The sequence below is a fragment of the Micromonospora sp. NPDC052213 genome (assembly GCF_040679695.1).
Taxonomy (GTDB): domain Bacteria; phylum Actinomycetota; class Actinomycetes; order Mycobacteriales; family Micromonosporaceae; genus Micromonospora.
Genome location: NZ_JBFAVI010000052.1, coordinates 17377 through 39196 on the forward strand (window position 1 = coordinate 17377; position 21820 = coordinate 39196).

Here is a 21820-nt window from a genome sequence, read left to right on the forward strand (position 1 = left end):
TCAGGCTGCTCTCGATCCTGCACACACCCGCCATTCGTTGTCCAGGCGGGCGGTGAACTGCCACGGCTGCCGGTCACTCTGAGAAATACCGTCCACGTGGGCGGAGATGATCAGGTCGACCCGGATTTCCGCGCTGTCGCTCTGTTCCTGAACGTGGAGGCTGCCCCAACTGATCGTGAAGGTGGTCGAAAATTTCTTCTCGCGCGCGATCAGGTCGTCCCGTAGCGCCCGCAACTCCGCGATTTCGCCATTGTTTCCGCAGGTGAAAAGCCCGGCGCGGGTGTCGTTGCGATCCACGAGGAACGCCCGGAGGTAGTTGTCCACCACCACGTCGGGCGCGCTGCGGTCGGGGGCGGCAGCGCGGTTGTAGAGGACGTATCCGGCGGCCACGCCGCCGAGGCAGAGCGCCGCGAGGATGCTCGCGACGACCGTGAGCACAGTGCGCGCCCGTCGCCTCGGCCGCTCCGGCGCCGGCGCCGGTGCCGACGGCGGCGCCAGGTGGTCGGAGGGGGGCCGTTGCGCCGGTACGCGGGAGACCTGGGAACCGGCGGGGGGCTGCACTGATTCCACCCTCTGAGGCTAGCGGCTGGGCGCCGGAGACCCAATGCCCCAGATGCAGCGGATCGTGACGGACCACTCCCCACTGGTGAGATCCACGACAACACCGGCGCAGCGCCGCCGCGCATCCCGGACGAGCCGCTCCGGCTGGGTTACCGTCTCTGCGCGGGGAGGGGTTGCCAACCTCGGACAGAGGGGGTGGACGCGGTGACCGGTCCGAAGGCACGGACGAACCGCGCCGCCGCACTGCACCGGCAGGCCGCCGCCACCGCGACCGCCGCCGCCGGAATCCTCGACGACACCCGTCCCGTTCCCGCCGACCAGCACCGCCAGTACGAGCTGGCCGACCGCCTCCGGTCCGCGGCGGCGGTGCTGGCCCCCGGCTGGGCGGGTGCTCCCCTGGAGACGGTCGCCCCGACCGCGCCCGCCGGCGAGGGGCCGCCCGCCTTCGTCCGGGTCGGCACGGCGGCGCCGCTGGACGACGCACGCTTCCCCGCGCTGGTGCCGCTGCTCGGCACGGCGCATCTCGCCGTGGACGCCGACGCCCGGGATCCCCGGGTGGCGGGGCTGCTCCGGGCCGTACTGCTGCGGCTGTTGGCGGCGACCCCGGCCGGGGCGCTGCTGGTCCGCGCGGTGGACGCGACGGGTAAGGCCCTGGAGCCGTTCGCGGCGCTCGCCGACGCGGGCCTGCTGCCGCCCCCGGCGGTGGACGTCGCGGGCCTGCGGGCCGTGCTCACCGAGGCCGAGCAGTGGGTGGCCCCGGGGGCGAGCGGGCGTCGCCGGCACGACCGGACGCTGCTGCTGGTGATCGCGGCGCTGCCCGACCTGACGGGCCCCACCGAACTGGCCCGGGTGGAAGCGCTGGCCGAGCAGGGCCGGTCCGCAGGGCTGCACCTCGTGGTGGCCGGCTGGCCCCCGGCGGGCACGTACGCCGACCGTGCCCCGCTGCCGCAGGCGACCACGCTGGCGATCCGCAACGCGTACGCGCTGCTGGGTGATCCGCCGGGCGGGTCGTTCGCGGGCCCCGGCGCGGAGCCTCCGGGCGGGTTGAACTCGCCGGTCTTCGTCGAGGCGGATCCGCCCGGCGACCTCGTCGACGCGGTGTGCCGCCGATTGGCCGCGCAGGTGGAGGCGGGTTCCCGGCTGGCCCTGACGGACCTGCTGCCGCCGCCCGACGGGGAGTTGTGGACGGCGACCGCGATCGACGGGCTCGCGACGACCGTCGGCGACGCGGGCGGCCGGGCGGTGTCGCTCGGGTTCACCGAGCTGACCCCGCACTGGCTGGTCAGCGGCCGCTCCGGCGCGGGCCGATCCACCTTCCTCACCACGGCGCTGCTCGGTCTGGCCGCCCGGTACGGTCCCGAGGAGCTGGCCCTCTACCTGGTGGACCTCGCCGACGCCGAGTCCTTCGTGGAGTTCCTCCAGACCGAGCGGGACCGGTCGTGGATCCCGCAGGTCCGGGCCGCGGCGATGGCGGCCGACCGGGAGTACGTGCTGAGCCTGCTCGACGAGCTGACAGCGGAGGTGCGCCGCCGCGAGGAGGCCGGCAGCCGGGCGGGCGGGCAGCGCTTCGCCGAGCTGCGGCAGCACCGCGCGATGCCCCGGATCCTCTGCGTGCTGGACAATCTTCCGCTGCTCTTCGCCGAGCGGGACCGGCTGGCCGTGGACGCCGCCGCCCGGCTGGACGCGCTGGCCCGCACGGGGCGCGCGTACGGGGTGCACCTGGTGCTGGCCGGCGAGGGCGACCTGGGGTTGGGCTCGCGTACGGACCGCGACTCGGTGCTGGGGCAGTTCCCGGTGCGGGTGGCGCTGCCCGGCGGGGGCGCGGTGCTGGAGCCGACCAACGACTCGGCGGCGGGGCTGCCGGTGGGCAGCGCGGTGGTGAACACCGCGGGCGGGCTGGGCGGGCCCCGGGGCGCCATCCGGGGGCACGAGCGGATGGTCCGCTTCCCGGACCCGCAGGACCATCCCGACACGGTCGGGCAGCTGCGGCAGCGGCTCTGGTCGGCGCGACCGGAGGGGTCCACCCCGCCGGTGGTCTTCGCCGGTTACGCCCGCCCGCTGCTGCGCAACGATCCGCGGCACCGGGCCGCGCTGGCCGGGCGGGCGCCCGGCGCCGCCGCCCTGCTGGGCCGGGCCGTGGACGTGCCCCGGACCACGGTCGCGGTGCCGCTGGGGCCGGCCCCGGGGCGCAACCTGGCCGTCCTCGGCCCCGGCCCGGAGGCGGCCCGGCTGCTGGCCACGGCGGCGCGCAGCACCGCCGCCCACCACGCGCCGGGGACCGCCCGCTTCGTGCTCGCCGCGCCGGAGGACGACTGCCGGCCGCTGGCCGACGCGCTGGCGGCCGAGCTGGCCGGTCGGCACCCGGTCGAGATGGTGGACGCCGGCGACCTGCTCGCCGCCGTGGACGCCGCTGAGCCGGCGTACCTGGTGGTCTTCGGCCTGGATGTGCCGTCGCCGGAGCAGTTGCCCCCGGAGCGGCTGCGCGCGCTGCTGCGGGAGGGCCCGCCCGCCGGGCGGCACCTGCTCGGCCGTTGGCGCACGGCGCCGTCCTTCGCGGCGCTGCTGGAGCCCGACGGCGAGGTCGAGAAGCTCGCGGCCGTGGCGGTGGTGGACCTGCCCGGCGCCCAGCTCGCGTCGGTCTTCGGCCGGCCGGTGGAGTGGCGGCCCCGCCCGGGCCGGGCGGCACTCTGGGACGGGCCGGGTGAGCAGGGCACGGTGCTGGTTCCCTTCGCGGAGCAGGGAGAGCCGACATGACCCGCGGCGGGGCGCGGAGCAGGCCGGCGCACGCCGGGCCGGGACGCCAGCGGTCCGCCGGGCTGCCGCCGGGTGGGCCCGACGCGGCGGCGCCGTCGGGGGCCGTCGCGGGCGGCGACCCGGTGTCCGCCGCGTGGACCGACTATCTCGCCGCCGCCCGGCAGCTCGACGGGGTACGCCGGGACGCGGCCACCGCTGCCGGTGAGCAGGCCCGGTCGGTGCAGGCTGCCCGCGAGGAGCTGACCGCCGTCCGCACCCGGCTGGCGGCACAGGAGACCCGGCTGCGCGAGCGGGGCGTACCACCGATCTCGCTGGTCCCGACGCCGCCTGAGCTGACCGAGGCGGCCCGGTCGATGGCGGGCGGGCCGGCCGCGGTGCTGTCCGCGCTCCGCGCCGCCCGGGGCCGCGCGGACGCCGCGGACGCCGCGCTGGCCGCGCGCGGCCTGCCCCGCCTGGCCGCCTGGCCGGCGCGCCCGCGCAACCTGCTGCTGTACGCGCCGCTGGCCCTGCTGGTGCCGCTGATCCAGGTGGCGCTGTTCGTGGCGACCGGTCCCGGGGCGGCGAGCGTGGCGGCGTTGCTCTGCGGGCTGCCGATGCCGGCGGTGGCGTTCGCGGCGGGCTGGCTCGGCGTCGGGCGGCTCTTCCCGCCTGCGGAGGGTGGCCGGGTGGACCGCACGGCCCGGCTCGGCGCGCTGGTGTGCCTGGTCCCGGCGGTGCTGGTCAGCGCGGGCCTGCTGCTCGCGATGCTGGCCGGCTGAGCGGGCCGTCGCGTGACGTCCGGCCACGCGAGCGGCCGGCCGACCCGGAGTGCGGGTCGACCGGCCGGTCGGGTCGGTCGCGGTCAGCGGGGGATGATCAGCGCCATCGCCTCGGCCCGCGACTTGGCGTCGTGCTGGAGCGTGCCCCGCACGGCCGAGGTGATGGTCTGGGCACCCGACTTCTGGATGCCGCGCATCGCCATGCACATGTGCTCGCACTCGAGCACCACCACCACGCCGCGCGGCGCGAGCTGCTCCATCAGCAGGTCGGCGATCTGCGAGGTGAGCCGCTCCTGGACCTGTGGCCGGCGGGCGAAGACCTCGACCAGCCGGGCCAGCTTGGACAGGCCGGTGATCCGGCCGTCCGGCCCCGGGATGTAGCCGATGTGGGCGCTGCCCCGGAACGGCAGCAGGTGGTGCTCGCACAGGCTCATCACGTCGATGTCCCGGACCAGCACCAGCTCCTGGTGGTTGGCCTCGAAGGTGGTGCTGAGCACCTGGGCCGGGTCGACCCGCAGGCCGGCGAAGAGCTCGGCGTACGCGCGGGCCACCCGGGCCGGCGTCTGCTGGAGCCCGTCGCGGTCCGGGTCCTCCCCGACGGCGATGAGGATCTCGCGGACCGCCTTCTCGATCCGCCCGAGGTCCACGGTGTCCTCGACGGGTCGGCCGGTGAGCTTGCCGCTGATCAGGCGCGCGGCCACGTAGTCGAGGTCGCCGTCGGGCTCGGTCGCGGAGACGGCCAGTCCCCGGGCGTCCCGGGAACTGGCCGTCGGGTCGGTGCTCAGTGCGTACCGTCCGAGTTGTTCGAGCTGGTCGAGGTGGTGCCGCCGACCGTCGCCTGGGCGCCGTCGGCCTGGGCCTGCACCTTGAGCGCCTCCTTCTCGGCCGGCGTGAGCACCGGCGGCTCGGTGGAGGGCTGGCGCTTGCCGAAGCCGTTGTACGGCGCCATCGGCGGCCGCTTGGCCACCCGGGCGCAGATCCGGGCCATGTCGGCGGTGGAGAGGGTCTCCTTCTCCATCAGCTCCAGCACGATGTTGTCCAGGACGTCCCGGTACTCCACCAGGATCTCCCATGCCTCGTCGTGGGCCAACTCGATCAGCGCCCGCATCTCACCGTCAATCTCGGCGGCGACGGCGTCGGAGTAGTCCCGCTCGTGGCCCATGTTGCGGCCGAGGAACGGCTCGTCGCCGCTGGTGCCGTACTTGATCGCGCCGAGCTTGGAGCTCATGCCGTACTGCGTGATCATCGCGCGGGCCAGCTGGGTGGCCTTCTCGATGTCGTTGCCGGCGCCGGTGGTCGGCTCGTGGAAGACCAGCTCCTCGGCGGCCCGGCCACCCAGCGCGTACGCCAGGGTGTCGACCATCTCGGCGCGGGTCTGGGTGTACTTGTCCTCGGTGGGGAGCACCAGGGTGTGGCCCAGCGACCGGCCGCGGGACAGGATCGTCACCTTGTGCACCGGCGCGGCGTGCGGCAGCGCCCAGGCCACCAGCGCGTGCCCACCCTCGTGGTACGCGGTGATCTTCTTCTCCTGGTCGCTCATCACCCGGGTCCGGCGCTGCGGACCGGCGATCACCCGGTCGATCGACTCCTCCAGGGAGTCGTTGGTGATCGCCCGCTGGTCCTTGCGGGCCGTGAGCAGCGCGGCCTCGTTGATGACGTTGGCCAGGTCGGCGCCGCTGAAGCCCGGGGTGCGCCGGGCCACCGAGTCGAGGTCGACGTCGGGGGTGAACGGCTTGCCCTTGGCGTGCACCCGCAGGATCGCCTTGCGGCCCTCCATGTCGGGGGCGTCCACCGGGATCTGCCGGTCGAAGCGGCCCGGGCGCAGCAGCGCCGGGTCGAGGATGTCCGGCCGGTTGGTGGCGGCGATCAGGATGACCCCGCCCTTGGTGTCGAAGCCGTCCATCTCGACGAGCAGCTGGTTGAGGGTCTGCTCGCGCTCGTCGTGGCCGCCGCCCATGCCGGCGCCACGGTGCCGGCCGACGGCGTCGATCTCGTCGACGAAGACGATCGCCGGGGCGTTCGCCTTGGCCTGCTCGAAGAGGTCGCGGACCCGGCTCGCGCCGACACCGACGAACATCTCGACGAAGTCGGAGCCGGAGATCGAGTAGAACGGCACCCCGGCCTCGCCGGCGACGGCGCGGGCCAGCAGCGTCTTACCGGTGCCGGGCGGGCCGAAGAGCAGCACGCCCTTCGGGATCTTGGCGCCCAGGGCCTGGTACTTCGCCGGGTTCTGCAGGAAGTCCTTGATCTCGTGCAGCTCCTCGACGGCCTCCTCGGCGCCGGCCACGTCCGCGAACGTGGTCTTCGGCGTGTCCTTGGTGATCATCTTCGCCTTGGACTTGCCGAAGTTGAGCACCCGGGAGCCGCCGCCCTGCATCTGCGACATGAAGAAGAGCAGCAGGAGCACCAGCAGGGCGATCGGGAGCAGGTTGACCAGCAGGCTCACCCAGATGCTGTCGGACGACACCTTGGCGTCGGCCGGGCCGGTGACCCGGTTGTTGGCCTTGGCCTCGAGGACCTCGTTCCAGACCTCGTCGCCGACCTCGTAGGGGAACTGCGCCTCGATCCGGTCGGTGGTGGTGTCACCGAACTTGGCCTTGTCCTTCAGGTCGAGCTGGAGCGTCTGCTCCTTGTCCTGGAAGACGACCTTCTCGATGCCGCCCTTGTTGAGCTGGTCGAGCGCGATGGACGTGTCCACCCGGTGGTAGCTGGGACCAGCGGTGAACAGTTGACTGAGCACAACGGCGCCGAGGATGACCAGGATGATCCAGACCACCGGTCGGCGGAAGAAACGCGTACGTTCCATGCTGTTGTCGAGCGCCGAGGCGCCCGCATCCTCCTGATCGACGTCCTGTCCGTCTGATGGTGTCGCCGCCTGCGGCGGCGGCCGGAGCCGCCGTGCGGGCCGACTCGACCCCGAGGCGCGAAGTTTGCCGCGCCGCGGTCATTCGACGGTACACCGTGTGCGCGAGGAGTGAGCTTGCGAGCCCCGCAGTCGCGCACGAACGGAACATCGTGCGCGCGCGGAGCGAGCTCGCGAGCCCAGCAGCTGCGCGTCGGGCGAACCGGGTCCAGCCGACGTGACGGGAGCTCCGCGCCCGGCCGCCCGACCGCCCGGTCCAGCGGTTCGAGGGGTCGGGCGTGGATGATGCCTCCACGCCACCGACCTATACCGTAGTCCGCCTGGCTGAGAGCCCGCTGAACGTCCGCTCGATGGACGCCGATGCGAGAGAGGCTCAGGCCCGGGCGTAGACCTCGGGCTTGAGTACGCCGACGTACGGCAGCTCGCGGTAGCGCTCGTCGAAGTCGAGGCCGTAGCCGACGACGAACTCGGTGGGGATGTCGAAGCCGACGTACTTCACCGGCACCGGCACCTTGACCGCGTCCGGCTTGCGGAACAGCGCGACGACCTCGACGCTGGCCGCCGAGCGGGACTCCAGGTAGCGCAGCAGCCAGGAGAGGGTCAGGCCGGAGTCGACGATGTCCTCGACGACGACCACGTGCCGGCCGGCGATGTCCCGGTCCAGGTCCTTGAGGATGCGGACCACGCCGGAGGAGGTGGTGCCCTGGCCGTAGGAGGAGATGGCCATGAAGTCCAGCTCGGCGGGCGGCCCGTTGCGGCCCAGCGCCCGGGCGAAGTCGGCCATGAACATCACCGCGCCCTTGAGCACGCAGACCAGCAGGAGCCCGTCATCGACGTCGGCGTAGTCCGCCGAGACCTGCTTGGCGAGTTCCGCGGTCTTCTCGCGGATCTGCGCCTCGGAGATGATCACGTGGTCGATGTCGGCGTCGTACCAGGAGCCGTCAGCCATGGCTCCTAGCCTGCCGTACGCCGGATGGCCTCCGTCGGCGGGGCCGCCCCTTTTGGAGCGGTCCCGCACGGGATGAACTACGCGAAGGCCACCAATCACCTCAGCAGGTACGCGACCGCCAACGGCGGCCGTCGTCGGTCGGCTTCCAGTCGGCCGAGTCCCGGCTGTCGGCGGTGAGGCCGGCGGCCGACGCCACGGCGAGGAGGAGGAAGAAGAAGAGGAAGAACAGGAACTCCATGGCGGCGCTCGCTTTCGCACGATTGCTGTCGGTTTCGCCGCCGGTGCGCACCGGACTGCACCCAGTCTGCGCCGAGCACGACAGGCCGGACAGTGGCAGGAATGCCGCTCCCCCTCGATTTCCTGCCACTCGTTCGGTTACCCTCGTCACATGCTCCGTTCGGTGGCCGTCCTCGCCCTGGACCGGGTCGCCCCGTTCGAGCTCGGCGTCCTCGCCGAGGTCTTCGGCACCGACCGCACCGCCGACGGGTTCCCCGGCTACCGGTTCCACGTGTGCAGCCCCGACGGCGGGCCGGTCCGCACCACGTCGGGCTTCCAGCTGACCCCGCACGCGGACCTCGGGCCGGCGGAGGACGCGGACCTGGTCGCCGTGCCGGCCCACGAGCACGGCTCCACGGTGCCGGCCCCGGTGCTCGACACGCTGCGCCGGGCCGCCGACCGCGGGGCGTACGTGTTCAGCGTCTGCTCCGGAGCGTTCGTGCTGGGCGAGGCCGGCCTGCTCGACGGCCGGGAGTGCACCACCCACTGGCGGTACGTCGACGAACTGCAACGCCGCCACCCGACGGCGAAGGTCCGGTGCAACTCGCTCTACGTGCAGGACGACCGCCTCATCACCAGCGCCGGCACGGCGGCCGGCATCGACGCCTGCCTGCACCTGGTCCGCCAGGAGCACGGCTCGGCGACGGCCACCCGGCTGGCCCGCCGGATGGTGGTCCCCCCGCACCGCGACGGCGGGCAGTCCCAGTACGTCGAGGCCCCCATTCCGAGGACCCCCGAGGCGCCCACCCTGGAGCCGGTGCTGGAGTGGCTGATGGGACACCTGGACCGGCCGGTGACCGTGGACGAGCTGGCCGCCCGGGCCGGGATGGCCCCGCGCACGTTCGCCCGGCGGTTCCGGGCCGAGACGGGCACCACGCCGCACGACTGGCTGACCAACCAGCGGGTGCTGCTGGCCCGCCGGCTGCTGGAGGAGACCCGGCTGAGCGTGGAGGCGGTCGCCGACCGGGCCGGCTTCGGCGACGCGGCGGCGCTGCGGCACCACTTCACCCGTCGCGTCGGCGCCACGCCGCAGAACTACCGGGTCACCTTCCGCGACCGGGTCGGGGCCTGAGCCGTCCTTCCCCCTGGTCCAAGGCCGGCCGCCGCGGCCAGCGGCTGGCTCGTCGCCACCGCGCCGTGCGGCGCGAAGAGCGGCTGTCGGGGGTACGCCATGCGCCATGTCTACCGCCTCCCGGCGGCTCCCCGCGCCCGCGCGAACGGCGTCGCCGCCCGCCACGTCCCCTCCCGCCCTGCGGTGACAGACCCCGTCAGCGGGGGACGGCGGGGGTGAGCCGGCCGTCGCGGCGGACCACCCGCAGCCCGCCCGGCAGGTACGCCGCCCCCTGCCCCCGCCAGCCGGTGACCAGCGTGTCCAGCGCGGTCACGTGCCGGTACGACAGGGCGGTGGGCGGGGCGCCCAGCTCCCGGGCCCAGGCGTGCAGCACCCGGCCGCGCACCGCCGGCGAGAGGGCGGCCAGGGCACCCACCGAGAGCCCTCCCTCGGGGTGGCGGACGTCGGCCAGCGCGGCGGCGGCCAGCTCGTCGAGGACGGCGTTGTCCGCCGCCACCAGCCGGGCCGTCCGGGCCAGGTTGTCCAGCACCCCCGGCCCGAGCGCGCGGACCAGGGCGGGCAGCACGTCGGCCCGCACCCGGGCGCGGGCGTACGAGGGGTCGGCGTTGTGCGGGTCCTCCCACGGGCTCAGCCCGAGCACCGCGCACGCCTTGCGGGTCTGTTCCCGGCCGACCTCCAGCAGCGGGCGCAGCAGCGGCACCCCGTCGAGGTCCCGCCGGGCTGGCATCCCGGCCAGGCCGCGCGGGCCGGCGCCGCGGGCGAGCGCGAGCAGCACCGTCTCCGCCTGGTCGTCGCGGGTGTGCCCGGTGAGCAGCGCCGCCGCCCCGTACCGGCCGGCCACCTCGGCGAGCGCCCGGTAGCGGGCCTCGCGGGCGGCCGCCTCGGGTCCGCCCGGTCGCCCGGCGACGTCGACCCGCACCGACTCGACCGGCGCCAGGCCGATCTCGTGGGCCCACGCCGCCACCGCCGCGGCCCGCTGCGCCGAGCCCTCCTGGAGTCCGTGGTCGACCGTCACCAGGCCGGCGGCGCGACCCAGCCGGGGCGCCACGAACGCGGTCGCGGCGGCCAGCGCGAGCGAGTCCGCCCCGCCCGAGCAGGCGACCAGCACCGGGCCCCCGGGCGGCAGGTCGGCCAGCGCGCGGCGGACCGCCACCCGGATCGCCGCCACCGGCGGGGCGAGCGCGGCCACGGCGTACGGTCAGCCCGTGGCCTGGACCGGGCCGACCGGCCCGTGTACCCGGGCCACCCAGGCGTCCGGGTCGCCGAGTTCCTCCAGCCGGGGCAGGGTGAGCGGCGAACCGAAGATCTTGTTGAAGCCGTCCATGCCGACCCGGTCGACCACCCCGTGCACGAACTTGCGGCCCTCGGCGTACTGGCGCATCTTGACCTCCACGCCGAGCAGCCGGCGGATGGCCTTCTCCAGCGGATTGCCGGCCTCCCGGCGCCGGTTGAAGCCCGCCCGGATCCGCTCGACGCTCGGGATCACCTCCGGGCCGACGCCGTCCATGACGAACTCGGCGTGCCCCTCCAGCAGGGTCATCAGCGCGGTGAGCCGGTCCAGCACGGCCCGCTGCGCCGGGGTCTGCACGATGTCCAGCACGCTGGTGCGGCTCTCCGGGTCCTTGACCACGTCGGAGAGGGTGGCCACGCCCCGGCGCAGCCGCTCCAGCAGGTGCTCGCCGCCGCTCGACGACGCGTCCACGAAGGCCTGCACCTCGCTGAGGAAGTACGCCCGCATCCAGGGCACGGCGGTGAACTGGGTCCGGTGGGTCACCTCGTGCAGGCAGACCCAGAGCCGGAAGTCGCGGGGGTCGGCCTGCAGCTTCCGCTCCACCTCGACGATGTTCGGCGCGACCAGCAGCAACTGCCCGGGGTCGGCGGAGAAGACCTCGTACTGGCCGAGGACCCGGCCGGAGAGGTACGCCAGCACGGTGCCGGCCTGCACGCCGGTCAGCCGGGAGCCGATCGCCTCGGTCAGCGGGCCGGGCTGCTTGTCCTTCGTGAGCCGGCCGACCAGCGGCGTGATCACCTCGCGCAGCCCGGCGATGTTGGCGGCCGCCCAGTCCCGGCGGTCCACCACCCGCACCGGCGGGTGCGACACCTGCGAGCGCAGCCCCGTGTAGTCGGCGACGTGCCCCGCCGCCTCGTCGGTCAACCGCCGCAGGTCACCGACCACGTCGGTGGCCTCGGCGTACGACACCCGGGGGCCCGACTTGCCCAGCGCCCCCGCGGTCGCGGCGGCCAGATCCCAGTCCACGAACTGCGCCATGCACCCACCGTACCCGCGCCGGGACACCCCGGCCCGGGCTCGCGTCGGCGTGATCGACGCCGGCCGCGCCCTGCCCTGTCCGGTCAGCGGCAGCCGCAGCCGGCCAGGGCGGCGCCGATCCGGTCCAGCGCCACCCGGGCGGCCTCCTGGCCGTCCGGCGGCACCGCGTCGGTGAGCACCGCGAAGGTCAGCAGCCGCCCGTCGGCGGTGCTGACCACGCCGGCGATCGCGTGCACCCTGGTCAGGGTGCCGGTCTTGGCCCGGACCACCCCGGCGCCGGCCTTCGTCGCCGCCGTGCCGTACCGGTCGGCGAGGGTGCCCGACCAGTCGGCCACGGGCAGGCCGCCGAAGATCGCGGCCAGTTCGGGACGGCTGCCGTCGCCGGCGAGCGTGATCAGGTCGGTGAGCAGCGAGGGGCTGATCCGGTTGCTGCGCGACAGCCCGCTGCCGTCGGCGAGGGACAGTTCGTCGGCCGGCAGGCCCAGCTCCCCCGCCACCGCGTCCATCGCCGCACCGGCGCCCTCGAAGGAGGCGGGCTCGTTGCGGGCCAGCGCGACCTGACGGGCCAGTGCCTCGGCGATGATGTTGTCGCTGTCGCTGATCATGATGTCGACCAGCCGGACCATCGGCAGCGACTCCACCTTGCCCAGCTCGGTGCCGGGCCCGGGCGTGCCGGTCGCGGCGCCGCCGTCCGCCGCGGGTGCGGTGCCGCGCTTCACCGTGTCGGCCGGCACGCCGAGCAGCCGGGCGAAGGCCCGGCCGGCCGCGAGGTCGGGCTGCGCCACCCGCTCGGCCCAGTGGTTGCCGGCCGCGTCGTCCTTCTTGGCGCGCGGCACGTCGCCGCGGGCGCCGTCGGTCATCAGCGCGGTGATCGCGCCGCCGTAGCCGCCGGTGGGGATGTCCTCGTCCCACCCCGGCTCGTAGACGGGGCCGGAGAAGAGCGACGAGTCGACCGTCACCTTCGTCGGCTCCGTGCCACCGAGCGCCGTGCGTACCTGGCCGGCCAGGTCGTCGAGGCGCGCCGCCCCGGGATAGAAACCCTTCTTGTCGACCGCCAGCGTGGGGTCGCCGCCGCCGACGAGCACCACCTCGCCGGGGTTCGGGCCGGCGACCGCCCGGGTCGGGATGCGGTACGCGGGGCCGCGGGCGGCGAGCACCGTCACCCCGGTCACCAGCTTGGTCACCGAGGCGGGCACGGTGCCGTCGTCCTCGCCCCGGCCGAAGAGCGGCTGGCCGCTGGCCACGTCGGCCACCGAGACGTTGACCCGGTCGCCGAGCGCGGACACGCCCACCAGCGGGGCGAGCGCGGCGCGTACCGCCTCGGGGGTCGGCATCGGGGCGTTCGCGTCCGCGCCGGACAGCACCGCCACGGGCGCCGGCTCCGCCGCCTGCGCGGCCCTCCGCTCGGCCGGCTCGTCGCCCAGCCAGTCGGCGACGGGGCCCGGTCGGACCACGGCGATCCCGACGGCGGCGAGCACGAGCACGAGCACCACGGCCAGGGCGACGGGCAGGACCCGGCGGCGCGCCGGGCCGGGCTCCGGGGGCGCGGCCGGGGGCGGGGCGCCCGGGCCGGGGGGTCCGCCGGCGGGGCGGGTCGCGGCGACGGCCCAGAGGTCGGTCGGCCCGGGCGGGGGCGGCTGGCCGTACGCGGCCGGGCCGGCGTCGCCGGGGGACCCGGGCGTGCGGGGAAGGTGGGCGTCGGGCACCGGGAACCGCCCGGTGGCCCCGCCGGAAGCAGATCGGCCGGTCCCCCGTCCAGCACCGCCCTCCGGGCGGTAGTGTGAATCTTCCCTCCCCACGACCCCCTCCTCCCCCCGCGAAATCTGCTTGGGTGACACTACTTCGGTCCGAACACTATGCGGCGGCCGGAGCCGGCGGGTGGGCATTCACCCGACGGGAGCGGCGTGCCGCTGGTTTCCGTTAGCCAGCGTGGGCAACGAGGGAGCGTGCAGATGGATTTCGACGTGACGGTTGAGATCCCGAAGGGTCACCGCAACAAGTACGAGGTCGACCACGCGACCGGCCGGATCCGGCTGGACCGCACGCTCTTCACCTCCACGCAGTACCCGGCGGACTACGGCTTCATCGAGGGCACCCTGGGCGAGGACGGCGACCCGCTGGACGCGCTCGTGCTGGTGCCCGAGCCCACCTTCCCGGGCTGCCTGATCCGGTGCCGCACCATCGGCATGTTCCGGATGACGGACGAGAAGGGCGGCGACGACAAGGTCCTCTGCGTCCCCTACGAGGACCCGCGCCAGGAGCACCTGCGCGACATCCACCACCTCGGCGAGTTCGACCGGCTGGAGATCCAGCACTTCTTCGAGGTCTACAAGGACCTCGAGCCGGGCAAGTCGGTCGAGGGCGCCACCTGGGTCGGCCGGCAGGAGGCCGAGGCGGAGATCGCGGCGTCGTACCGGCGCGCCAAGGAGGCCGAGGAGCGCGGCGAGTCCACGCACTGACCCGGCACCGACGTCGAACGGGCCCGGGGGCCGCTCAGCCGAGCAGCCCCCGGGCCCGTTCGTACAGGTCGAGCACCGCGCAGGCGACCGGCACCACGGAGACCACCAGAGCGGTGTCGGCCAGGTCGGCGACCCGACCGACGTACGGGGAGACCGGGCGGCGGGCGTACGTGGTGCCGGCGGCCACCGCCAGCAGGGCCAGCGCCAGCCCGCCGACGACCAGCGCGAGCCGACCGGCCGGACCGGAGCGCTCGGCGAGGACGGCGCCCAGCACGGCGTACCCGGCGAGGCCGGCGACCACGGTCGGCACCCGGTGGCGCAGCGCCACGAACAGCCGGGAGCGGAGCAGCAGCACGGTCGCGGCGACCGCCACCAGCAGCCGACCGGCCAGCCCGCCGGAGAGGCCGAGGACCAGCGCGGCGGCCACCGCCAGCACGGCGTGCCCGAGCAGCATCCCGGTGAGCATCTCCTCGGTGCGGGCGACCGCCGCGTAGACCCGGTCCCGGTCGGGCAGGTCCCGGGCCCGGTCGGCGTCGCCCGGCTCGCCGGTCGGCAGGGTGATCGGGGGCAGCGGCACCTTGCCGAGCCGGATGGCCAGCAGCGGGACCGCCCCGACGGCGAGGACCAGCACGCAGAGCAGGACCGCCGCCGTTCCGGCCGGGCTGAGCAGCAGGCCGCCGAGCGCCGCCAGCGCGCCGGCGGACCCGGCGGTGGCGCCGGCCACGAAGACCCGGAGCCGGGTGGCGATGCCGACCAGCCCGAGCACCGACACCAGCAGCAGCGCCACCGAGCCGGCCAGCAGCTCGGGCGCCCCGAGCCAGCGCAGGCCGGCGACCGGGCCGACCTGGTCGCCGGAGCTGACCGCCAGGGCGCCCGCGAGGGCCGCGTACGGCAGGGCGTAGCCGCCGAGGGTCGCGCCGGTCGAGGCGTCCCCGTGGGCGCGGGACGCCACCACCCCGGCGAGGGTGAGCAGCAGCGCCACCACGGCGGCGGCCGGCCAGCCGGCCCGGTGCCCGGGCCCGCCGGCCGCCAGGGCGAGCAGCCCGACGGCCAGCGGCACGGCCGCCCCGGCCAGGGCGGCGGCCCGGGTGGCGGCGGGCGACCACGCGCCGCCGCGCCGCCGCGCCCCGTCGGCGATCGCCTCGACCACGTCGTCGTACTCCAGCTCGGGCCACTGCGCGCGGGCCGGCACGAGGTGCAGCACCTCCCCGTCGCGGACGCCCTGCGGCAGCAGCGCCTGGGCGGTGGCCAGCACCGCGCCGTCGGTGCGCCGCAGCACCCAGCCGCCGTGCCGTTCGCCGTCGTCGGCGAGCCCCTCGCCGGCGTGCCGCAGCACCTCGGGCAGCAGCTCGGCCAGGGGCACCTGCTCGGGCAGCGCGACGTCGACCCGCCGCTGGGGGGCGCTGATGGTGACCCGGGCCAGCCCGATCGTCATCGACTGATCTCCATATCGCGCGGGGTTGGTGGCTGCGCGGACGACAGGACTTTACCTACCATGAGCCAGGCTCGGGTTACCGAGCGCTGTCAGGAGGGTCGAGTGTCCACTGTCGTCATCAAACGGCCGCCCCGGCGCCCGGCGCCGGAGATCCCGGTCGGCGAGCTGCCGGTGGACGCGCCCCCGGAGATCCCCGCCGTCACCGGCGGGCGCTGGCAGCAGCTGCTCATGGTGCTGCCGATGCTCGGCGGCACGGTGGCGATGGCGATGATGTTCGGCCGCGGCGGCGGCGCCTACTCGTACGTGGTCGGCGGGATGTTCGGGCTCTCCTCGCTGGCCATGCTGGTGACCTCGTGGGGCAGCGCCTCGGGCACCCCGAAGAAGTCGGAGATGATGGCCGCCCGGCGGGACTACCTGCGGCACCTGACCGCGCTGCGGCGCCGGGTCCGGCACACCGCCGGGCAGCAGCGCGCCGGGCTCTACTACCGGCACCCGGATCCCGGCCGGCTCTGGTCGACCGTCGACAGCCACCGGGTCTGGGAACGGCGCCCCGCCGACCCGGACTTCGCGGTGGTCCGGGTCGCCGTCGGCCCGCAGACCCTCGCGACCCCGCTGGTCCCGCCGGTCACCCGCCCGCTCGAGGAACTGGAGCCGATGACGGCGGGCGCGCTGCGCCGGTTCCTGGACGCGTACTCCGTGGTGCCCGACCTGCCGGTGGCGCTCTCGCTGCGCAGCTTCGCCCGGGTCTTCGTCCGGGACGCCACCGGCGACGGGTCGGCCGGCCAGGCGCTGGCCCGGGCGATGCTCGCCCAGCTCGCGGTCTTCCACGCCCCGGACGAGCTGCTCGTCGCGGTCTGCGCCGGGCCGGAGCGGCGGGCCGCCTGGGAGTGGGTCAAGTGGCTGCCGCACGCCCACCACCCCACCCGCACCGACGCCCTCGGCCCGGTGCGGCTGGTCACCAGCGCGGCGGCCGAGCTGGAACGGCTGCTCGACGAGGTGCTGGCCAGCCGGTCCCGGTTCAGCCCGGCCGGGCCCGCCACCGACGGCCCGCACGTGGTGGTGGTGCTCGACGGGGGCGACCTGACCGGCGCCACCGACCTGACCGGGGACGGCGGCATCGACGCGGTGACGGTGATCGACCTGGACACCCCGCCGCCGCGCCTGCTGGACCGGTTCGCGCTGCTGCTGGAGCTGCGCCACGGCCGGCTGCACTCCCACTCCGCCGAGGGGCACGCCGAGGTGGGCACGGCGGACCGGCTCGACCCGGTCGACGCCGAGGCGATCGCCCGGCGGCTGGCCCCGCTGCGGCTGGCCACCGCCGTACGCGGTCCGGACGCCCCGCCGGGCGCCGAGCCGGGCCTGCCCGAGCTGCTCGGTCTCGGCGACCCGGCGGGCTTCACCGCCGAGCAGGGCTGGGCGCCCCGCTCCGCCCGGGAGCGGCTGCGGGTGCCGATCGGGGTGGGCGCCGACGGCGGCGCCATCGAGCTGGACCTCAAGGAGTCGGCGCAGGACGGGATGGGGCCGCACGGCCTGCTGATCGGGGCGACCGGCTCCGGCAAGTCGGAGCTGCTGCGCACGCTGGTGCTCGGGCTGGCCGCCACGCACAGCTCGGAGCAGCTCAACTTCGTGCTGATCGACTTCAAGGGCGGCGCCACGTTCGCCTCCTTCGACCGGCTCCCGCACACCGCCGCGGTGATCACCAACCTGGCCGACGCGCTCCCGCTGGTCGACCGGATGGTCGACGCGATCAACGGCGAGCTGGTCCGCCGCCAGGAGCTGCTGCGCCGGGCCGGCAACTTCGCCAGCCTGCGCGACTACGAACGCGCCCGCGCCGCCGGCACCCCGCTCGCCCCGTTGCCGTCGCTGCTGCTGATCTGCGACGAGTTCTCCGAGCTGCTCTCGGCCAAGCCCGACTTCATCGACCTCTTCGTGCAGATCGGCCGGCTGGGCCGGTCGCTCGGCGTACACCTGCTGCTGGCCTCGCAGCGGCTGGAGGAGGGGCGGCTGCGCGGGCTGGACACCCACCTGTCGTACCGGATCGGGTTGCGGACCTTCTCCGCGCTGGAGTCCCGGACGGTGCTCGGCGTGCCGGACGCGCACGAGCTGCCCCGTTCCCCCGGGCACGGCTACCTGCGCTTCGGCACCGAGCCGCTGGTGCGGTTCAAGGCCGCGTACGTCTCCGGGGCGCTCCGCCGACGCGGCGCGGCACCGGGCGCGGGCGGCGCGGGAGCCCCGCGCCTGCTCGCCTTCTCCACGCACCTCGTGCCGAAGCCGGAGCCGGTCGGGCCGCCCGCGCTGCCCGCCTCGGCCGACGAGGGCGACACCGGGAGCCTGCTGGAGCTGATGGTCGACCGGCTGGCCGGCCAGGGCCCGCCCGCGCACCAGGTCTGGCTGCCCCCGCTTGGGCGGGCGCCGGCGCTGGACGAGCTGCTCGGGCCGGTCGCCGCCGACCCGGCGCGCGGGCTCGCCTTCGGCAACCCGGAGCTGCACGGCGCGTTGCAGGTGCCCGTGGCGGTGGTCGACAAGCCCTTCGAGCAGCGCCGCGACCTGCTCTGGTTGTCGCTGGAGGGCGCCGCCGGGCACGTCGCGGTCGTCGGCGGGCCGCAGAGCGGCAAGTCGACGGCGCTGCGCACGCTGATCTGCGCGCTGGCGCTCACCCACACCCCGGCCGAGGTGCAGGTCTACTGCCTCGACTTCGGCGGCGGCGGGCTGGCCGCGCTGCGCGACCTGCCGCACGTCGGGGGCGTCACCGGCCGCGCCGACCCGACGGCCGTCCGGCGTACGGTCGGCGAGATCGCCACCCTGCTGGTCGACCGGGAACGCCGCTTCGCCGAGCTGGGCGTGGAGTCGATGGCCGCCTGGCGACAGCGGCGGGCCGCGGCGGCCGGCACCGGCCAGCCGGGCGCCGACCCGTTCGGCGACGTGTTCCTGGTGGTGGACGGCTGGACCACCCTGCGCGGCGAGTACGACGACCTGGAGCCGCTCGTCACCGACCTGGCCACCCGCGGCCTGTCGTACGGTGTGCACGTGGTGGCGACGGCGGTGCGCTGGCTGGACTTCCGGCCGGCGATCCGGGACCTCTTCGGTTCCCGGCTGGAGCTGCGCCTCGGCGACCCGTCCGACTCGCTGGTGGCCCGCCGGGCGGCGACGAACGTGCCGGAGAAGACCCCCGGCCGGGGCGTCACCGCGGAGAGCCTGCACTTCCTCACCGCGCTGCCGCAGCTGGCCGCCTCCGGCGGGGACACCACCGATCTCGTCAAGCAGGTCGCCGGGAGCTGGACGGGGCCGGCCGCGCCCCCGGTGCGGCTGCTGCCGCCGGTGCTGCCGTACGCCGAGCTGGACCTGGCCTCGACCACCGGCCTGCGCATCCCGGTCGGGATCGCCGAGGCGGACCTGCGCCCGGTGGTGCTGGACTTCGCCACCGAGCCGCACTTCGTGGTCTTCGGCGACGCCGAGTGCGGCAAGTCGTCGTTCCTGCGCGCGCTGGCCACCTCGATCATCACCCGGTTCACCCCCGAGCAGGCCAGGGTGATCCTGGTCGACTACCGGCGCAGCCTGTCGGACCTCACCGAGGCGCCACACCTGATCGGGTACGGCTCCGCCGCGGCGCACACCACCGAGCTGATCGATTCGGCCGCCGGCTACATGCACGGCCGGGCTCCCGGGCCGGAGGTCACCCCCGCGCAACTGCGGGAGCGGTCGTGGTGGTCCGGGCCGGAGCTGTTCGTGCTCGTGGACGACTACGACCTCGTCGCCGGCGGGCCGGCCAACCCGCTGCGCGCGCTGGAGGAGCACCTGCCGCACGCCCGGGACGTGGGGCTGCACCTGGTGCTCGTCCGGCGCTCCGGCGGCGCCGGCCGGGCCCAGTACGAGCCGATCGTGCAGCGCCTCCGCGAGCTGTCCACGGCCGGGCTGGTGATGGCGGGCAGCCCGGACGAGGGGGCGCTGGTCGGCCCGGTCCGGCCCGGTCCGCTGCCCCCGGGACGCGGCCGGCTCGTCACCCGGCGCGAGGGCGTACGGCTGGTCCAGCTGGCGTATCTGCCGTCGCCGTGACGGGTGTCCCCGGATCGCCCCGCAAGGCCGCGGGGAACCGGTAATCTCCGATCGTCATGTTTGCGTCTGGGATGAACGGCTTGAGGATGTGACCACGGTGCGGCACAGCTGTCCGCCGGCGGGCCGGCGGATCGCCGGACGCGCGTTGCTCGGGGTGGCGGCCGCCGTCGCCTCGGTTGCCGGTCCGGTCACCCCGGCCGACGCCGCCCCCCGACCGGTCGCCGCCGCCCAGCCGGCCGCCGCCGTGCCGGTGCCGCTCGCGCCCACCGACAGCCAGAGCCGCCCCGACCAGATCCGCGACGAGCAGTGGCAGCTCGACGCGTTGCAGGCGAAGGCGGCGTGGCGCAGCTCGACCGGGCGCGGGGTCACCGTCGCGGTGATCGACTCCGGGGTGGACGCCTCCCACCCCGACCTGGCCGGCCAGGTGCTGCCCGGCCTCGACCTGGTCGACCCCGGAGGCTCCGCCGACGAGCCCGACCCGGTCGGCCACGGCACGACCGTGGCCGGGCTGATCGCCGGGCGGAACGACGACAAGCGCGGCGCGGTGGGCCTCGCGCCGGACGCCCGGATCCTTCCGGTCCGCGTCCTCGACGCCGAGAACCGCTACGACGACGCGATGATCGTCGCCAGGGGTGTGCGCTGGGCCGTGGACAACGGCGCCCAGGTGATCAACCTGTCCCTCGGCGGCAGCGGCGACAGCGCCGCCCTGGCCGCCGCGATCGACTACGCCTTCGCCCGGGACGTGGTGGTGATCGCCTGCACCGGCAACGTGGCCGCCTCGTCCAGCTCAGAGGTCTGGTACCCGGCCCGGGAGCCCGGCGTGATCGCGGTCGCCGGGCTGGACCGCGACAGCGACGACCTCTGGTCCGGGTCGATCACCGGGCAGGCCACGGTGCTCGCCGCCCCGGCCACCGGCCTGGTCGGGGCCCGCCCCGGCGGCTACTGGCGCGTGCAGGGCACGAGCTTCGCGGCGCCGCTGGTCGCCGCCACCGCCGCGCTGGTGCGGGCCCGCTACCCGCAGCTGTCCGCCGGCGACGTGGTGAACCGGCTGCTGACCACCGCCCGCGACATCGGCCCGACCGGTCGGGACGACCGCTTCGGGTACGGCCTGGTCGACCCGGTCGCCGCGCTGGACGCCGAGGTGACCCCGGTGGGCCGCAACCCGCTCGACGACCAGTCCTCGCCGGGCGTGGTCGGGTTCGGTCCCGCGCCCGGCTCGGCGCAGGCCGACGTCTCCGGGGCCGGCAGCGACCAGCTCGGCTTCACGGTGCCGCGCGGGCAGACCCGCTGGGCGGCGCAGCCGGCGGGCACGCACGAGGAGGCCACGCCGGAGCGGCTCTGGACCGGGGCCGCCCTCTTCGTCGCCCTGCTCACCGGGGCGGCGCTGATGGTGCGCCGGTTCCGCCAGTGGACCCCGCTGGCCGCCCCGCGTCGCCCGGCCAGGGTGGAGCGCCGCCCGCCCGCGAGCTGAGCCGGCGGGCGAGTTGGCAGTCCGAGCCGGCGGGTTGGGGCGGCGGCCCCGAGCCGACGGTTTGGGGCGGCGGCCGGGCCGACCCGACCAGCACCCGCACGGCGAGGCGATCCGACTGCCCGGTCCGCGTCTGACCGGCCCGCGTCCCGGGTAGAACAGATGCCATGAGCACGTTGGGCCCGCGTACCCTCGCCGCGCCGCCGCGACCCTCGTGGCGCAGCCGCCGCCTGCACCCGGACCACTCCCGCGGCCTGCGGCTCACCCTCGCCGTCGGGGCCGCGTTCCTGGTGGTGGTGCCGTTCACGCTGCTGGCGCTCCTGGTCCTGGGAGACTGGCCCCCGCTACGCCGGCTAGACACGGCGGTGACCGACGCGCTGGCCGGCTACGCCGCCGACCACCCGGCGTGGGTACGCCTGATGTCCCTCTGGACCGACGTGTTCGCCCCGATGCCGCTGCGTGTCGGCGCACTGGTCCTGGTCCTCTGGCTGGTGGGGCGGGGGGCCCGGCAACTGGCGGTCTGGGTCGCCGTCACGATGACGGTGGGCGGCCTGCTCAGTCCACTGCTCAAGCTGCTCTTCGGCCGGTCGCGGCCCGACCTGCCCGACCCGGTGGCCCAGGCGCCCGGCCTGGCCTTCCCGTCGGGGCACGCGCTCAACGCCGCCCTGGCCGCCGGGGTGCTGCTGGTGGTGTTCCTCCCGCACGCCGGGCCGGTCGCCCGCCGGCTGGTGGTCGCGGCGGCGCTGCTGCTCGCCCTGGTGACCGGCTTCAGCCGGGTCGCCCTCGGCGTGCACTGGACCAGCGACGTGCTGGCCGGCTGGCTCCTCGGCGTGGCCGTGGTCGCCGCGACCGCCGCCGCCCTCACCGTCTGGCGGGCCACCCCGCCCGGCCGCCCGGCCCGAC

The 21820-nt window shown here is 75.6% G+C and carries 16 protein-coding genes; 7 read left to right on the forward strand and 9 right to left on the reverse strand.

Translation table 11 applies throughout. The features are described from left to right. The gene (locus AB0L34_RS15445; protein WP_363705152.1) at positions 1-561 is read right to left on the reverse strand and encodes a hypothetical protein; all 561 of its coding nucleotides are present in this window, start codon (positions 559-561) and stop codon (positions 1-3) included. A gap of 195 nt (positions 562-756) precedes the next feature. On the opposite strand from AB0L34_RS15445, the gene AB0L34_RS15450 reads away from it, so the two are divergent. Together AB0L34_RS15450 and AB0L34_RS15455 are read left to right on the forward strand one after the other, a co-directional pair. Then, a complete protein-coding gene (locus AB0L34_RS15450; RefSeq protein WP_363705153.1) occupies positions 757-3315 on the forward strand; it encodes an FtsK/SpoIIIE domain-containing protein in 2559 nt (852 codons plus the stop codon). After that, positions 3312-4073 carry a hypothetical protein gene (locus AB0L34_RS15455; RefSeq protein ID WP_363705154.1) on the forward strand — a complete coding sequence of 254 codons (762 nt, stop codon included), beginning with the start codon at positions 3312-3314 and terminating at the stop codon, positions 4071-4073. Before AB0L34_RS15450 ends, AB0L34_RS15455 begins: the two co-directional genes overlap by 4 nt. Positions 4074-4156: 83 nt before the next feature. Here the strand turns inward: AB0L34_RS15455 and folE are convergent, their stop codons facing one another. The 4 genes from folE to AB0L34_RS15475 form a co-directional block, all read right to left on the reverse strand. Then, on the reverse strand, positions 4157-4816 hold the full coding sequence (gene folE / locus AB0L34_RS15460) for a GTP cyclohydrolase I FolE (protein ID WP_350709631.1): 660 nt from the start codon (positions 4814-4816) through the stop codon (positions 4157-4159). Between the two features lie 38 nt (positions 4817-4854). Beyond that, positions 4855-6879 carry an ATP-dependent zinc metalloprotease FtsH gene (gene ftsH, locus AB0L34_RS15465; RefSeq protein WP_350709450.1) on the reverse strand — a complete coding sequence of 675 codons (2025 nt, stop codon included), beginning with the start codon at positions 6877-6879 and terminating at the stop codon, positions 4855-4857. Positions 6880-7309: 430 nt separating this feature from the next. After that, positions 7310-7885, reverse strand: coding sequence for a hypoxanthine phosphoribosyltransferase (gene hpt / locus AB0L34_RS15470; protein ID WP_357456518.1), 576 nt, complete (start codon positions 7883-7885; stop codon positions 7310-7312). Between the two features lie 100 nt (positions 7886-7985). Then, entirely contained in the window at positions 7986-8123 is a 138-nt protein-coding gene (locus AB0L34_RS15475) for a hypothetical protein (RefSeq protein WP_363705155.1), read from the reverse strand. Between the two features lie 150 nt (positions 8124-8273). Between AB0L34_RS15475 and AB0L34_RS15480 the strand changes: the two genes are divergently transcribed. Next, positions 8274-9233, forward strand: coding sequence for a helix-turn-helix domain-containing protein (locus AB0L34_RS15480; protein WP_363705156.1), 960 nt, complete (start codon positions 8274-8276; stop codon positions 9231-9233). A gap of 196 nt (positions 9234-9429) precedes the next feature. On the opposite strand, the gene tilS is transcribed toward AB0L34_RS15480, so the two are convergent. From tilS to dacB, 3 genes are all read right to left on the reverse strand, one after another. After that, a complete protein-coding gene (gene tilS / locus AB0L34_RS15485) occupies positions 9430-10422 on the reverse strand; it encodes a tRNA lysidine(34) synthetase TilS (protein WP_363705157.1) in 993 nt (330 codons plus the stop codon). Between the two features lie 9 nt (positions 10423-10431). Further along, a complete protein-coding gene (locus AB0L34_RS15490; RefSeq protein WP_363705158.1) occupies positions 10432-11502 on the reverse strand; it encodes a zinc-dependent metalloprotease in 1071 nt (356 codons plus the stop codon). 83 nt (positions 11503-11585) lie between these two features. Continuing rightward, on the reverse strand, positions 11586-13013 hold the full coding sequence (dacB, locus tag AB0L34_RS15495; RefSeq protein ID WP_363705163.1) for a D-alanyl-D-alanine carboxypeptidase/D-alanyl-D-alanine-endopeptidase: 1428 nt from the start codon (positions 13011-13013) through the stop codon (positions 11586-11588). 441 nt (positions 13014-13454) lie between these two features. Between dacB and AB0L34_RS15500 the strand changes: the two genes are divergently transcribed. Next, positions 13455-13961 carry an inorganic diphosphatase gene (locus AB0L34_RS15500; protein WP_091107853.1) on the forward strand — a complete coding sequence of 169 codons (507 nt, stop codon included), beginning with the start codon at positions 13455-13457 and terminating at the stop codon, positions 13959-13961. Positions 13962-13995: 34 nt separating this feature from the next. Here AB0L34_RS15500 and eccD read toward each other — a convergent pair whose 3' ends face one another. Then, positions 13996-15396, reverse strand: coding sequence for a type VII secretion integral membrane protein EccD (gene eccD, locus AB0L34_RS15505; RefSeq protein WP_363705159.1), 1401 nt, complete (start codon positions 15394-15396; stop codon positions 13996-13998). A 102-nt stretch (positions 15397-15498) separates the two neighbouring features. Here eccD and eccCa point away from each other — a divergent pair, with 102 nt between their 5' ends. The 3 genes from eccCa to AB0L34_RS15520 all read left to right on the forward strand — a co-directional run. Next, positions 15499-19449: a type VII secretion protein EccCa gene (gene eccCa, locus AB0L34_RS15510; protein ID WP_363705160.1), complete on the forward strand. Its 3951-nt coding sequence runs from the start codon at positions 15499-15501 to the stop codon at positions 19447-19449. 97 nt (positions 19450-19546) lie between these two features. Next, positions 19547-20920 carry a type VII secretion-associated serine protease mycosin gene (mycP, locus tag AB0L34_RS15515; RefSeq protein ID WP_363705161.1) on the forward strand — a complete coding sequence of 458 codons (1374 nt, stop codon included), beginning with the start codon at positions 19547-19549 and terminating at the stop codon, positions 20918-20920. Positions 20921-21084: 164 nt separating this feature from the next. Continuing rightward, on the forward strand, positions 21085-21820 hold a 736-nt coding region (locus AB0L34_RS15520; protein WP_363705162.1), incomplete at its 3' end, for a phosphatase PAP2 family protein.

Coding starts and splice junctions, on each gene's coding strand:
- ftsH (WP_350709450.1), bottom strand. CDS start 6,879: ATGGAACGTACGCGTTTCTTCCGCCGACCGGTGGTCTGGATCATCCTG.
- AB0L34_RS15490 (WP_363705158.1), bottom strand. CDS start 11,502: ATGGCGCAGTTCGTGGACTGGGATCTGGCCGCCGCGACCGCGGGGGCG.
- AB0L34_RS15455 (WP_363705154.1), top strand. CDS start 3,312: ATGACCCGCGGCGGGGCGCGGAGCAGGCCGGCGCACGCCGGGCCGGGA.
- AB0L34_RS15500 (WP_091107853.1), top strand. CDS start 13,455: ATGGATTTCGACGTGACGGTTGAGATCCCGAAGGGTCACCGCAACAAG.
- hpt (WP_357456518.1), bottom strand. CDS start 7,885: ATGGCTGACGGCTCCTGGTACGACGCCGACATCGACCACGTGATCATC.
- AB0L34_RS15480 (WP_363705156.1), top strand. CDS start 8,274: ATGCTCCGTTCGGTGGCCGTCCTCGCCCTGGACCGGGTCGCCCCGTTC.
- eccD (WP_363705159.1), bottom strand. CDS start 15,396: ATGACGATCGGGCTGGCCCGGGTCACCATCAGCGCCCCCCAGCGGCGG.
- AB0L34_RS15475 (WP_363705155.1), bottom strand. CDS start 8,123: ATGGAGTTCCTGTTCTTCCTCTTCTTCTTCCTCCTCCTCGCCGTGGCG.